The 12584-nt window shown below is 71.7% G+C and carries 14 protein-coding genes; 5 read left to right on the top strand and 9 right to left on the bottom strand.

Features of this window, described 5'->3' with window-relative positions; genetic code table 11:
• Positions 1-19: 19 nt before the first annotated feature.
• Both P1P75_RS20260 and P1P75_RS20255 read left to right on the top strand, forming a co-directional pair.
• On the top strand, positions 20-892 hold the full coding sequence (locus P1P75_RS20260; protein WP_319257331.1) for a decaprenyl-phosphate phosphoribosyltransferase: 873 nt from the start codon (positions 20-22) through the stop codon (positions 890-892).
• Between the two features lie 63 nt (positions 893-955).
• On the top strand, positions 956-1909 hold the full coding sequence (locus P1P75_RS20255) for a YihY/virulence factor BrkB family protein (RefSeq protein WP_319257325.1): 954 nt from the start codon (positions 956-958) through the stop codon (positions 1907-1909).
• On the opposite strand, the gene P1P75_RS20250 is transcribed toward P1P75_RS20255, so the two are convergent.
• The gene (locus P1P75_RS20250; RefSeq protein ID WP_369076341.1) at positions 1863-3224 is read right to left on the bottom strand and encodes a D-alanyl-D-alanine carboxypeptidase family protein; all 1362 of its coding nucleotides are present in this window, start codon (positions 3222-3224) and stop codon (positions 1863-1865) included. The two genes, P1P75_RS20255 and P1P75_RS20250, sit on opposite strands and share 47 nt — an antisense overlap.
• 91 nt (positions 3225-3315) lie before the next feature.
• Here P1P75_RS20250 and P1P75_RS20245 point away from each other — a divergent pair, with 91 nt between their 5' ends.
• Positions 3316-3555, top strand: a complete 240-nt coding sequence (locus P1P75_RS20245; RefSeq protein ID WP_319257321.1) for an SCO4848 family membrane protein — start codon at positions 3316-3318, stop codon at positions 3553-3555.
• 36 nt (positions 3556-3591) lie between these two features.
• Complete coding sequence (locus P1P75_RS20240; protein ID WP_319257319.1) at positions 3592-4902, top strand: metallophosphoesterase; 1311 nt, start codon at positions 3592-3594, stop codon at positions 4900-4902.
• A gap of 14 nt (positions 4903-4916) precedes the next feature.
• On the opposite strand, the gene P1P75_RS20235 is transcribed toward P1P75_RS20240, so the two are convergent.
• Both P1P75_RS20235 and P1P75_RS20230 read right to left on the bottom strand, forming a co-directional pair.
• Entirely contained in the window at positions 4917-6338 is a 1422-nt protein-coding gene (locus P1P75_RS20235) for a HAMP domain-containing sensor histidine kinase (RefSeq protein WP_319257317.1), read from the bottom strand.
• 20 nt (positions 6339-6358) lie between these two features.
• Positions 6359-7048, bottom strand: coding sequence for a response regulator transcription factor (locus P1P75_RS20230; RefSeq protein WP_319257315.1), 690 nt, complete (start codon positions 7046-7048; stop codon positions 6359-6361).
• A gap of 159 nt (positions 7049-7207) precedes the next feature.
• Here P1P75_RS20230 and P1P75_RS20225 point away from each other — a divergent pair, with 159 nt between their 5' ends.
• Complete coding sequence (locus P1P75_RS20225) at positions 7208-9622, top strand: MMPL family transporter (RefSeq protein WP_319257329.1); 2415 nt, start codon at positions 7208-7210, stop codon at positions 9620-9622.
• A gap of 6 nt (positions 9623-9628) precedes the next feature.
• Here the strand turns inward: P1P75_RS20225 and P1P75_RS20220 are convergent, their stop codons facing one another.
• From P1P75_RS20220 to P1P75_RS20195, 6 genes are all read right to left on the bottom strand, one after another.
• A complete protein-coding gene (locus tag P1P75_RS20220) occupies positions 9629-10414 on the bottom strand; it encodes a TetR family transcriptional regulator (protein WP_319257313.1) in 786 nt (261 codons plus the stop codon).
• Between the two features lie 11 nt (positions 10415-10425).
• Positions 10426-10947 (bottom strand): DCC1-like thiol-disulfide oxidoreductase family protein, encoded by a 522-nt coding sequence (locus tag P1P75_RS20215; protein ID WP_319257311.1) that lies wholly within the window; start codon positions 10945-10947, stop codon positions 10426-10428.
• A 5-nt stretch (positions 10948-10952) separates the two neighbouring features.
• Positions 10953-11360 carry a hypothetical protein gene (locus tag P1P75_RS20210; RefSeq protein WP_086765269.1) on the bottom strand — a complete coding sequence of 136 codons (408 nt, stop codon included), beginning with the start codon at positions 11358-11360 and terminating at the stop codon, positions 10953-10955.
• 106 nt (positions 11361-11466) lie between these two features.
• The gene (locus P1P75_RS20205; protein WP_319257309.1) at positions 11467-11895 is read right to left on the bottom strand and encodes a VOC family protein; all 429 of its coding nucleotides are present in this window, start codon (positions 11893-11895) and stop codon (positions 11467-11469) included.
• 4 nt (positions 11896-11899) lie between these two features.
• On the bottom strand, positions 11900-12235 hold the full coding sequence (locus P1P75_RS20200) for a hypothetical protein (RefSeq protein ID WP_319257307.1): 336 nt from the start codon (positions 12233-12235) through the stop codon (positions 11900-11902).
• Between the two features lie 147 nt (positions 12236-12382).
• Complete coding sequence (locus tag P1P75_RS20195; RefSeq protein ID WP_319257305.1) at positions 12383-12577, bottom strand: DUF397 domain-containing protein; 195 nt, start codon at positions 12575-12577, stop codon at positions 12383-12385.
• Positions 12578-12584 lie beyond the last annotated feature (7 nt).

Raw genomic sequence — 12584 nt, 5'->3', positions numbered from 1 at the left:
CCCGCCGCCCGGCTCCCTCCTGGCCGGCCTCCTGCGCACCGCCCGCCCCAAACAGTGGGTCAAGAACCTCCTCGTGGTCGCCGCCCCCGCCGCGGCCGGTCAGCTGTTCACCGTCCACGCCCTCACCGAACTCGCCCTGGTCCTCGCCCTGTTCACCGCCTGCGCCGCCGCCGTCTACCTGGTCAACGACGCCCGCGACGCCGAGGCCGACCGTGCCCACCCCACCAAACGGCACCGTCCGGTCGCCGCCGGACAGGTCCCGGTACCCGTCGCGTACGCCGTCGGAGGCGCCCTCGCGGTCCTCGCACCGGCCGCCGCGGCCTGGCTGACCGCACCCGCCGTCGCCGTACTCCTGACCGCCTACCTGGCCATGCAACTCGCGTACTGCGTCAGCCTGAAGCACGTCCTCGTCGTCGACCTCGTCGTCGTCACCACCGGGTTCCTGATGCGGGCCATGGCCGGCGGGCTCGCGCTCGGCATCCCGCTGTCGCGCTGGTTCCTGATCACCACCGGGTTCGGGGCCCTGTTCATGGTGTCGGCCAAGCGCTACTCCGAGGCCGTCCAGCAGGCCGGGACGGCCGGCGCCACGCGTGCGCTGCTCACCGAGTACACCACCGGCTACCTGCGCTTCGTCTGGCAGCTCGCGGCCGGCGTCGCCGTGCTCGGCTACTGCCTGTGGGCCCTCGGCGAGGGCGGAGTCCCGCACACCAGCGTGCTGCCCTGGCGTCAGCTGTCCGTGGTCGCCTTCATCCTGGCCGTCCTGCGCTACGCCGTCTTCGCCGACCGCGGCACCGCGGGCGAACCCGAGGAGGTCGTCCTCGGCGACCGCGCCCTCGCGCTCATCGGACTGGCCTGGCTCGCCATGTACGGTCTGGCGGTCGCCAATTGGTGACCCGAGGGGCAACGGGAGCTCGGCCGGAGCATCCCGCGGATCCAACAAGGGCAGAGTCGGACCATGGACTGGCTGAAAAAGCTTCCGGGGATCGGGCCGTGGATCGCGCGCCTGATGCTCACGCACGCGTGGCGGTCGTACGAGCGGCTGGACCGGGTGCAGTGGACGATGCTGGCCGCAGCGATGACGTTCACCAGCTTCGTCGCGCTCTTCCCGCTGCTCACCGTGGCCGCCACGATCGGCGCCGCCACCCTCGGTCCCGAGCGGCAGCAGGAACTCCAGGACAAGATCACCGACCAGGTGCCCGGCATCTCCGACCGGTTGAACATCGACAGCCTGGTGCAGAACGCCGGCACCGTCGGCCTCATCGCCGGCGCCGCCCTGCTGTTCACCGGCGTCGGCTGGGCCGGTTCGACGCGCGAGTGCCTGCGCGCGGTGTGGGAGCTGCGCGACGAGGAGGAGAACCCGGTCCTGCGCAAGCTCAAGGACCTGGGCATCCTGCTCGGCCTCGGCGGCGCCGTCCTCGTCACCCTCGCCATCTCCACCGTCGCCTCCGCGATGGTCGGCTGGATCATCGAGCAGGCGGGCATCGACGAGTCCGGCTGGGGCGGCATCCTGCTGCGCGTCGCCGCGTTCACCGTCGCCGTCCTCGCGGACTTCCTGCTCCTGCTGTACGTCCTGACGCTGCTGCCGGGAGTCGAGCCGCCGCGCCGCCGCCTGATCGTGGCGGCGCTTACCGGCGCGGTCGGCTTCGAACTGTTGAAGCTGCTGCTCAGCGGCTATATGCAGGGCGTGGCCGCCAAGAGCATGTACGGCGCGTTCGGCGTCCCCATCGCCCTGCTGCTGTGGATCAACTTCACCGCGAAACTGATCCTGTTCTGCGCCGCGTGGACGGCGACGGGGACCACCGATGCCGAGGCAGACGCCGAGGCAGACGCCGAGGCCGGTACCGGCGGTGCCCCGGACGGGATCAGCGGCGGCGGCGCACCAGGTCCGGCAGCGGCCAGCGGCGGTTGACCAGGAACGCGGCACCGGCGAGCAGCACCAGCACGCCGCCGGTGATCGCCATGGCGATCCCGATGCCACCGGAGCCGTTCCCGGCGACCGCGCCCGCCACCGGCTTCTCGGAGACGTTGCCGACGCCGCCGGCCTCCCCGCCCTCACCGGAGTTCGCGCCGGGCTGCGCGCTGGTCTGCTCGGCACCCTTCGGCGGGACCAACTCGCCCACCGGGGTCACCTTGCCGGCCGCCTGGAAGCCCCAGTCGAAGAGGGCGGCGGTCTCCTTGTAGACCTCGTTGTGGTCGTCCTTCTCCGGGTTCATCACCGTGACGAGCAGGACCCGTCCGGCGCGCTCGGCGACGCCGGTGAAGGTGGCGCCGGCGTTGGTGGTGTTGCCGTTCTTGACGCCCGCGATGCCCGGGTACTGGCTGATGTCGTAGTCGCCGGTGAGCAGCCGGTTGGTGTTCTGGATCTCGAAGGTCTCGCGGACCGTCTTGCCCTTCTTGTTCTTCGTCGTGGCGCCCGGGAACTTCGCGGTCACCGTCGAGGAGTACTCCCGGAAGTCCTTCTTCTGCAGCCCGGAACGGGCGATCAGTGTCAGGTCGTACGCGGAGGAGACCTGGTGGGGAGCGTCGTAGCCGTCGGGGGAGACCACGTTCGTGTCGAGGGCCTGGAGCTCCTCGGCGTGCTCGTTCATCTGCTTGACGGTCTCCGCGACGCCGCCGTTCATCGACGACAGGACGTGCACGGCGTCGTTGCCCGAGCGCAGGAAGACGCCGAGCCACAGGTTGTGGACCGAGTACGTCTCGCCCTCCTTTATGCCGACGAGGCTGGACCCGGCGCCCAGGTCCTCCAGGTCCTTGGGCTGGACCTTGTACTGCGTGGTCCTGGGGAACTTCGGCAGCATCGTGTCCGCGAAGAGCATCTTCAGGGTGCTCGCCGGGGGCAGCCGCCAGTGCGCGTTGTGCGCGGCGAGCACCTCGCCGGACTGGGCGTCCGCGACGATCCAGGACCGCGCGGTGAGGTCCTTCGGCAGCACCGGCGCGCCGGCGGCGAGCTGGACCTGCGTCCCGGCCTGCCCGAGGCGGGCGCCGCCCAGCGACGACATCTTCCCCGGGGGAGTGGCCGACGGACTGGCCGAAGGCGAAGCCGAAGCCGAGGCCTTGCCCTTGGCGGTCGGAGAACCGGAGACCGGGGCCGAGGGCGATGCGGTCGGCTTCGGCTTCGGGGTCGGCGCCGCCAGGGACACGGGCGCGGTCAGCGCGAGGGACGCGAGGGTCGCTGAGGTGACCAGCAGGGTTCGCCTGGCGGTCTGCTTCAAGGGTGCGGGCACGACGGAGAAAGTACCCGGCGGACGACGGGAAGTCCCGTCCCCCTCCCCACCCCCGTCATGGAACCGGACACCGGACGGCGATACTGAACGTATGAAGCTCAGCCGCCCGGTGTCCTGGTTCCTTCTCGCCTTCGGGGTGTGGAGCTGGATCATCTGGGTCACTTTCGTCAAAAACCTGATCAAGGACGGCAGCGGTCTCGCCTTCGACGACGGCGACCCCACGGCCTACTTCTGGGTCCATCTGACGCTCGCCGTCGTCTCCTTCGTACTGGGGACGGTCGTCGGGGGCATCGGGTTGCGCGGACTGCGCGCCCTGCGCCCAACCTCATAGTCCGACGCCGCAGACCACAGCAGGGATACGACAACCGTGGCCATCCTCTTCGTGCTGCTCGCCCTGGCGGTCCTCGCCGTCCTGGTGGGGGCCAACTGGTATCTGTGGCGCCGCCTGTTCCGTGACACGACCCGCGCCGCCGGCTGGGTCCGGCGCGGCGGCGCGGTGCTGATCGCGGGCGGCTGGGCCCTCGCCGTGAGCGCCCTGGTCGCCGAACGCACCGGTGCCCCCTTCTGGCTCCAGCGCGTCCTGGCCTGGCCCGGCTTCCTGTGGCTGGCCCTGTCGGTCTACCTGCTCCTCGCGGTCCTGGTGGGCGAGGCCGTACGACCGCTGCTGCGGCGCTGGCTGGAGCGGCGGGCGCCCGCCGAAGTGCTGCCGGTGGCGCGGCCGGTGGACGCGCGGCACGAGGAGACGGAGACCGTCCCGTCGTCCTCCCGTCCGGGAGCGAAGCCCGCGCCGCCCGAGGGCCCGCAGACCACCGGCTCCGCCCCGCAGGACACCGGCTCCACGCTCCCCGCCGTCCCCTCCCGCCGCCTGTTCGTCTCCCGGGTCGTCGGCGGCGCCGCGGCCGTGGCCGCCGTCGGGACCGTCGGCTACGGCACCTACGGTGTGCTGCGCGGCCCGCGGGTGAAGCGGGTCACCGTCCCGCTGGCCAGGCTGCCGCGCGCGGCGCACGGCTACCGGATCGCCGTCGTCAGCGACATACATCTGAGCCCGGTCCTCGGCCGCGGCTTCGCGCAGAAGGTCGTCGACACGATCAACGGCACGCAGCCCGACCTGATCGCGATCGTCGGTGACCTGGTCGACGGCAGCGTGAAGGACCTCGGCCCGGCCGCCGCGCCCCTCGCGCAGTTGACGGCACGTGACGGCAGCTACTTCGTCACCGGCAACCACGAGTACTTCTCCGGCGCCGAGCAGTGGGTCGAGGAGGTACGCCGGCTAGGCCTGCTCCCCCTGGAGAACGCGCGCACCGAACTGCCGTGGTTCGACCTGGCCGGCGTCAACGACATCGCGGGCGAGAGCGAGGGCCAGGGCCCCGACTTCACGCGGGCGCTCGGCGGCAGGGACACGGCACGCGCGTGCGTGCTCCTCGCCCACCAGCCCGTGCAGATCCACGACGCCGTCGAGCACGGCGTCGACCTCCAGCTCTCCGGCCACACCCACGGCGGCCAGCTCTGGCCCGGCAGCCTCCTCGCCGCCGCCGCGAACCCGACCGTCGCGGGCCTGGAACGCTACGGCGACACCCAGCTGTACGTCTCGCGAGGTGCCGGCGCCTGGGGCCCGCCCACGCGCGTGGGCGCCCCCTCGGACATCACCGTCATCGAACTGGCCTCCAAGCAGGCCTGAATCCCCGACGGACGCTAACCGCACCCCGCCGGGCGGGCCGGCAGCCGTACCGTCACCGTCAGGCCCTCACCCGGAGCCGTGCGGACGCCCACCTCGCCGCCGTGGGCGTCGACCACGCCCTGCACGATGGCCAGGCCGAGACCGCTGCCCGCGCCCCCGCCCGCACGGAAGAAACGGTCGAAGACCCGCGCCGCGTCCTCCGCGGCCAGCCCCGGCCCCTTGTCCCGCACCGACAGCCGTACGACGTCGTCGGCGCGCTCCACGGCCAGCTCGACCGGCACGTCGGCGGGGGTGTGCGTGCGCACGTTGGCCAGAAGGTTGCCGAGGACCTGGCGCAGCCCCGACTCGTCGGCCCGCACCAGCACCGCGCCCTGCGCGTCGACCGTGACGGGCCGCTCCGGCTGCTGGGCCCGCAGATCCTGCGCCGCGTCCCGCACCAGACGGCTCACGTCCACATTGCGCAGCCGCAGCTCGGGCCGCTGGTCGAGGCGGGCCAGGGTGAGCAGTTCGTCGACGAGCCGGCCCATGCGGTCCACCTCGCCGTTCATCCGGTCCCAGGCGCGCCGCCGTTCGGCCGGATCGCGCAGCATCCCCTGGTCGTACAGCTGGAGATAGCCGCGGATCGCGGACAGCGGGGTGCGCAGCTCGTGCGAGGCGTCGGCGACGAACCGGCGCAGCTGGGCCGCGCTGCGCTCGCGCGTGCGGTATGCCGTCTCCACCTGCTGGAGCATCGAGTTCAGCGCGAGCCGCAGTTGCTCGACCTCCTGGGTGGGGTCGTGACGGGAGGGCACGCGCCGGGTCAGGTCGCCCTCGGCGATCGCCGAGGAGGTCTCCACCATGTCCTCCAGCGGCCGCATCCGCCGCCGCACACTGAACAGCGTCAGACAGGCGAGCAGCGCCAGCAGCAGGGTGCCCACGGCGAGGTCGAGCTTGAGCGCCTTGACCATGCCCTTGTGCAGGGCGTCGGTGGAGGTGGCCAGCAGGATGTAGGAGCCGTCGGGGAGCCGGATCGCGGTCGCCCGGTAGGCGGCCCCGCGCACGGTGACGTCGTGCGGGTCCGCGTCGCGGGCGAGGGCGGCGGGGTCGTCGACCGCGTCCGCCAGCCCGCTCTGGGCCTCGGTCGGCTCGACGCCGAAGACGGCCACCGCCTCCCCGTCGCCACCGACGGCGGCGAAGACGGTGTCCGGCGTGGGCGGTTCCTCGGACTGCTCGGGCACCAGCCGGTCGCGGACGAAGCCCAGCACGCTCAGCGAGTCGATCTGCCGCAGGGTGAGCCCCGACCTGCTCAGTGAGGCGCGGGTCTTGGTCAGTTCGGAGTCGGCCTGGTCCAGCAGGTAGTGCCGCATGCCCATCAGGCTGACGGCGGTCGCGGCGACGATGCCGAGCGCGAGCAGCGCCACGTTGGCCGCCGTCAGCTTCACGCGCAGGGAGTGCATGCCACGCCGGTGGAGCCGTTTCACGCCAGCCCGTATCCGACGCCCCGGCGGGTGGTGATCACGGGCGGTCCCAGGGCGTCCAGTTTGCGCCGCAGATAGCTGATGTAGGTCTCGACCACCGTCGACTCGGGCGGGGTGTGCTCGTACTGCCAGACATGGCGCAGGAGTTGCTCCTTGGGCACGATCCGGCCGCCGTTGCGCACCAGGAAGCGCAGCAGGGCGTACTCGGTGGGGGTCAGGTCGACGGTGCGGCCCGCGCGGTGCACCGAGTAGGTGGCCTCGTCCAGTTCCAGGTCGCCGTAGCGCAGCGGCGGGCGCTGCGGGAGGACGTCGTGGGGGCGGGTGCGGCGCAGGACGGCCGTGATACGGGCGACGACCACGTCGAGGTCGAAGGGCTTGGTGATGTAGTCGTCGCCGAAGCCGAGGGCGCCGACGATCTCCGCGGGCGCGTCCCGCGCGGTGAGGAAGACCACGGCCAGGTCCGGTCGCCGCTCGCGCAGTTCCCTTCCCAGGGCCCGCCCGTCGCCGTCCGGCAGCATCACGTCGAGCAGTGCCACGTCGGGCCGCACCCGCTCGGCGAGGGTGAGGGCCTCGCGGACGGTGCCCGCGGTCATGACCTCGAAGCGGTGGAAGCGCAGGGCGATCGCGAGGACGTCCGCGATGCTCGGTTCGTCCTCCACGACCAGCACGGTGCCGGGAGCCGTCGTCATGCCCCCAGTATCGGCGGGGCCGCCGGTAACGGGGCCGGTTCCCCCTTTGGAGTTCCTTGAGAGTCATGCCGGTTCGCCGCCGTGCGGTGCCGGCGGACCCGATCCTGTTGCGCAGGACCTGGGGGACCGACCGACGACGAAGGAGTGAGCGTGGCGGCATTGGCGCGATGGTGCTATCGGCACCGGCTGGTGGTCCTGTTGCTGTGGGTGGGGGCGTTGTTCGGACTGGGCTTCTCGGCCTCGTCCGCGGGCACGGACTACGCGAACGTCTTCTCCCTCCCCGACACGGATTCCAAGAAGGCCTACGACCTGATGGAGAAGGCGTTCCCCGCGCGCGCGGGCGACACCGACACGGTCGTCTGGAAGGTGGACGAGGGCTCGGTCCGCGACGAGGAGGTACGGTCCCGGATCCAGCCCGCGCTGGAGAGGATCGCCGGCATGAAGGGCGTCGGCGGCGTCACCAGCCCCTACGCGGGCGCCGAGGGCGCCGGCCAGTTCAGCGAGGACGGGCGGATCGCGTACGCCCAGGTCACCTTCACCGACCAGGCGAACGCGGTGCCCAAGGAACTCGTCGAGGACGTCGTCGACACCGCGCGGGACGCCCGGCGCGACGGCCTGGACGTCGAACTGGGCGGCCAGGCCATCCAGCGGGTGCAGGAGCCGCCGGCCGGCCTCGCCGAGATGGTCGGCCTCGGTGCCGCGGCGCTCGTGCTGTTCCTCGCCTTCGGCTCGCTGTTCGCGATGCTGCTGCCGATCGGCGTGGCCGTCTTCGGCGTCGGCACCGGCATGTTCTCCACCCAGCTGCTCAGCCATGTCACCGACATCCCCGACCTGGCCCCGCTGCTGTCCACCCTGATCGGCCTGGGCGTCGGCATCGACTACGCCCTGTTCATCGTCACCCGGCACCGCAAGGGCATCCTGCGCGGCATGGACCCGGAGGAGTCGACGGTCACCGCCCTCAACACCTCGGGCCGGGCCGTGCTGTTCGCGGGCGGCACCGTGTGCATAGCGCTCGCCGGGATGCTGGTGACGAACCTGCGCTTCCTGGACGGCGTCGTCATCGGCACCTCCCTCACGGTCGTCCTCAGTGTCCTGGCCGCCACCACGCTGCTCCCGGCGCTGCTCGGCTTCCTCGGCCCCCGCGTGCTGAGCCGCAAGCAGCGGCGCGTGCTCGCGGCGACCGGCCCCGAGCCGGAGAAGGCGACGGGGCTCGCCCTGCGCTGGTCGGCGGGCGTGCAGCGGCGGCCGTGGCGGATCGCCGTGCTCGCCCTCGCGGTCATGGCCGTCCTCGCCCTGCCCGTGCTCTCGCTGCGCCTGGGCGCCACCGACCAGGGCAACGACGACAGCACCACCACCACCCGGCAGGCCTACGACCTCCTCGCCGAGGGCTTCGGCCCCGGCTTCAACGGCCCTCTCCAGGTGGTCGTCTCGGACGGCGACACCACCGCCCTCGTCAAGGACATCGAGGGCACCGAGGGAGTCGCCCGGGTCACCGCGCTGCCGCCCGCCCATGGCGTCACCGTCGTCCAGGTGATCCCCACCACCTCACCGCAGTCGCAGGAGACGGACGCGCTCATCGACCGGCTGCGCGACGAGGTGATCCCGGGCGCCGGGACCGAGGCACACGTCGGCGGGGTGACCGCGGTCTCCAAGGACTTCGCCACCGTCACCGGGGACCGTCTGCCCCTGTTCGTGGCGACCATCATCGGCCTGGGCTTCCTGCTCCTGCTGGTGGCCTTCCGCTCCCTGGTGGTGCCGCTGACGGCGGCCCTGATGAACCTGGTCGCGGCGGCGGCCTCCTTCGGCGTGCTCGTAGCGGTCTTCCAGTGGGGCTGGGGCCTGGAACTGCTCGGGCTCGGCAAGGAGGGCCCGATCAACGCCTTCCTGCCGGTGATCATGCTGTCCCTGCTGTTCGGCCTGTCGATGGACTACCAGGTGTTCCTGGTGAGCCGGATGCACGAGGAATGGGTGCACACGCGCGACAACGCCCGCGCGGTCCGCGTCGGCCTCGCCGAGACCAGCCGGGTCATCAACTCCGCCGCCCTCATCATGGTCTGTGTGTTCCTCGCGTTCGTCCTGAGCGGCGATGCGGGCGCCGCGATGGCGGGCGTGGGCCTGGCGGCGGCCGTCGCCCTGGACGCGTTCATCCTGCGTACGGCCCTGGTCCCGGCCGCGATGCATCTGCTCGGCACGTCCAACTGGTGGCTGCCCGCCTGGCTGGACAAGCGGCTGCCCCACCTGGCGGTGGAACCGCGTGAGGAGGCCGAGGAAGCGGCACCGGTGGCCGACGGCCCCGCCTCGGCGGTCCACGGCTATGTGCGTGACCCGGCCGGCGATCCCGTCGAGGGCGCGGAGCTCACCCTGATGTCCAAGGGCGGACGCCGGCTGGACCGGGTCACCTCACTCGCCGACGGCTCCTACATCCTCGCGGTCCCGGCGCCGGGCACGTACCTGCTGGCGACGACGGCCGCCTCGTACGCCTCGCGCGCCCGGCAGCTGCTGGTCGCGGACGAGCCGCTGGTCGTCGACGTGGAACTGGAGCTGGAGCAGGGGGAGGTGGACGCGCCGCGCTGACGCGGGTTACTCATTCTGCTCTGCCGGGCCCAGCGGCTGCTTCTTCGCCGGGTCCGGCAGGGCCTTCGTCATGCCGGGCAGGAAGTCCGTGAACAGCTCGTGCACCTCGTGGACGAGGGGCCGCAGCATCCGGAAGCGGGCCAGCGCGACCCCGCGCGCGGTGAGCCGGGCGCCCCGCTCCGCGAGCCGGTAGCTGCGCTCGCGGCCCTCCGTGCGGTCGAAGATCCAGTACAGGACGAGCCCCATCTGGGAGAGCCACATCAACTCGGGCAGCACTTCCCGCAGTTCCTCCGGCACCTTCGCCTTCGACCCGGCCAGCACCTCCCGGTGGACGTTGATGGCCTCCTCGCGCGCGTGCTCCGACTCCGGGGAGAAGGGGCTGAGCGGGCTGTCCGGGTCGGCGGCGTTCTTGAAGAACTGCACCGCGAACTCGTGGTACGGCGTGGCCACGTCCAGCCAGATCCGCAGCACGCCCGCCAGCCGTGCCTCCAGGCCGCTCTCCCGCTCCAGCAGCTCCGCGATCGCGACCCGGTGTTCGGCGGCGAGGCGGTCGTAGAAGCCCTGGATCAGGTGTTCCTTGCCGGCGAAGTAGTAGTACGCGTTGCCGACCGAGACCCCGGCCTCCTTCGCGATGGCCCGCATTGTCGTCTTGTCGTAGCCGCGCTCCTGGAACAGCCGCATCGCCGTCTCCAGGATCAGCGCGCGGGTCTGCTCCGACTTGGTCGGAACGGCGGCCTCGGAGGGCCGGGTCGGGGGAGCGGCCCCGTCGGGGCCGTCGTTGTTCGCGGGCACGGGAAGAGAGCCTAACCAGTGGGGCAGGAGCCGTCGTCACAGGCGGGGGAGGTGTGCGCCCAGCCCCGCGCCGGGTCGTACGCCCATCCGTCGGCCCGGCGGTATCCGCTCCCGCCCCATCCACTGCGGTGCTGCTGGCTCCCGCGCCACTTGGCTGCGGCGAGCACGGCACCCTTGGCCAGCCTCGCGCCGGCGGGGGTGCTCAGCCGGTGGGCGAGGGGCCGGTGCTCGCGCAGGGCCCACAGGACGACGATCCAGGCGGCGGCCGAGCGGTACACCTGGCCGGCGTCGCCGACGACGGTGATCTCGTCGAGGGTGGCGCGGTGGTCCAGGCCGGGGAAGCGGCGGGCCGCCTCGGGGGAGCCGGCGGGGACCATTTCCAGGGGCACCAACTGCGGCTGGCGGCGCAGCCAGTCGCTGAGGAAGGCGCACAGGGAGCAGCCGGGGTCGTGCAGGACGGTGAGCCGGCGGACCGGGACGCGCACGGCGTCCCGGTCGGCGGTGGCCCTTGGGGCCGTGATGGCGGTCTTCATGGCGGTCAGGCCCCGGCCGTGGGGGCGACCCAGCCCTGCGGCGCGACGGGCGGCACCTGCTCGCGCTCCATGAGCCCGCGCCGGCGGATGCGGTTGAGCACGTACACGTTGCCCAGGTGCATCACCCCGAGGACCAGCAGGACGACGCCCAGCTTGGTCGACAGGGCCTCGAAGATGCCGCGGGTGTCGGCGATGGTCTCGTCACCGCTGAGGTAGAGGGCGACGAAGCCGAGGTTGACCAGGTAGAAGCCGACGACCAGCAGGTGGTTGACGGCTTCGGCGAGCTTCTCGTTCCCGTGCAGCACGTCGGCCAGGAAGACCCGTCCGTTGCTGCTGAGGGTGCGGGCGACCCAGATCGTCAGGGCGATGCTGACGACCAGGTAGATGACGTAGGCGACGACCGTGCGGTCCATGCGCCTCCCCCTTCTGAACGCGTTCAAAAACGTTGACAGGTCAGACTGTAGACCTGCTTTTGAACGTGTTCAACTCCCTTGCGGGCCGAGGGGGATGGGGCCTACGTCACACCCTGACGTCCCGCCCTGCCCTCCGGCCCAGCTCCGGCCGCTTGGAGTAGTCCGTGAAGCCCAGGACGTTCCCCCAGGGATCGGCCACCTCCACGGTCCAGCCGGTGGCCTCGGGGAACGGGTCGTCCAGGGTCCCGATCCCGGCGTCCGCCAGCGCGCGGGCCGCCACGCGCGCGTCCGGCACCTCCAGCCACACGCGCGGGGAGGGCCATGGCGGCGGCCGGTGCCCGAGCGCCTCCTCCTCGCGCAGCAGGATGCCGGGCGTCTCGCCCCCGACCTTCAGCAACGCGATCCCGGCCTCGTCGAACCGGAACGCCACCGCGAACCCGGCCCGCTCGTAGAACCTCACGGCCTCACCGAGGTCGCCGACGGGCAGCAGGATGTTGTCGAACCCGAGCAGTTCGTAGGACTCGTCATCTGACATGTAGTCAGAATAGGTTGGAAGTGTTCATGAATCGGTGATTATCGGCACTTCTCGTGCAATCCAATACAGCGGTGGTCGATTGCGTGCAGGAGGTGAAGCGCCGGCCCGGGATGACAGGTGCCCGCCCGAAGCTGGTCCTTGGCGGACGCACTGCCGCGGGAGCGAGAGATGGTCGGCCGATGGACTGGTAACCGGTGAAGGCTTCGGATCCCACCGTGACGGGACCGTTGGCGTCGATCGGCTTGTGGAAGGTGCGCAGCCTGCCGGAGTTGGGTGTGGTGGCCCACAGGTCGAGTACGCCGACGTTGTCGGCGTCGGGTGCGGCGGTGAAGGCGGGCACGGTGCTGGTGCGCTTGCCGGAGCGGAAGGGCCGTTCGGGCGGCGATCCGGTCGATCGGCAGCAGCGTGCCGTCCAGGATCAGGATCACGAAGGCCGGACGGGCAGCGGACCGCTCACGAGATTGCCTGCGACCTGGCTGCGACCGGCTCAGACGGTCAGGTCCTTCTTCAGGGTCTCGATGAAGGTGGCGAAGGCGGATGCCGGGAAGGTGAGGGTGGCGCGGGTGGGGGTCTTGGAGTCGCGGATGGCTATGCGGGTTTCCAGATCAGCGACTTCGACGCAGGCATCGCCCTGGCCGCCGCCCGAGTAGGAAGATCTGCGCCAGGTGTGGGCGGTGGTCACGGTCGCC

The sequence above is a fragment of the Streptomyces sp. ID05-39B genome (assembly GCF_033794725.1).
Classification (GTDB): domain Bacteria; phylum Actinomycetota; class Actinomycetes; order Streptomycetales; family Streptomycetaceae; genus Streptomyces; species Streptomyces bobili.
The sequence above is the reverse complement of the archived record's forward strand: the minus strand, read 5'-3'. Positions and strand labels throughout refer to the sequence as shown.

What these genes read in the sequence shown, in the direction of transcription:
- P1P75_RS20230 (WP_319257315.1), bottom strand. Translation starts at nt 7,048, where the DNA reads ATGACGACGGCTCCCGGCACCGTGCTGGTCGTGGAGGACGAACCGAGC.
- P1P75_RS20255 (WP_319257325.1), top strand. Translation starts at nt 956, where the DNA reads ATGGACTGGCTGAAAAAGCTTCCGGGGATCGGGCCGTGGATCGCGCGC.
- P1P75_RS20235 (WP_319257317.1), bottom strand. Translation starts at nt 6,338, where the DNA reads ATGCACTCCCTGCGCGTGAAGCTGACGGCGGCCAACGTGGCGCTGCTC.
- P1P75_RS20215 (WP_319257311.1), bottom strand. Translation starts at nt 10,947, where the DNA reads ATGAAGACCGCCATCACGGCCCCAAGGGCCACCGCCGACCGGGACGCC.
- P1P75_RS20205 (WP_319257309.1), bottom strand. Translation starts at nt 11,895, where the DNA reads ATGTCAGATGACGAGTCCTACGAACTGCTCGGGTTCGACAACATCCTG.
- P1P75_RS20245 (WP_319257321.1), top strand. Translation starts at nt 3,316, where the DNA reads ATGAAGCTCAGCCGCCCGGTGTCCTGGTTCCTTCTCGCCTTCGGGGTG.
- P1P75_RS20210 (WP_086765269.1), bottom strand. Translation starts at nt 11,360, where the DNA reads ATGGACCGCACGGTCGTCGCCTACGTCATCTACCTGGTCGTCAGCATC.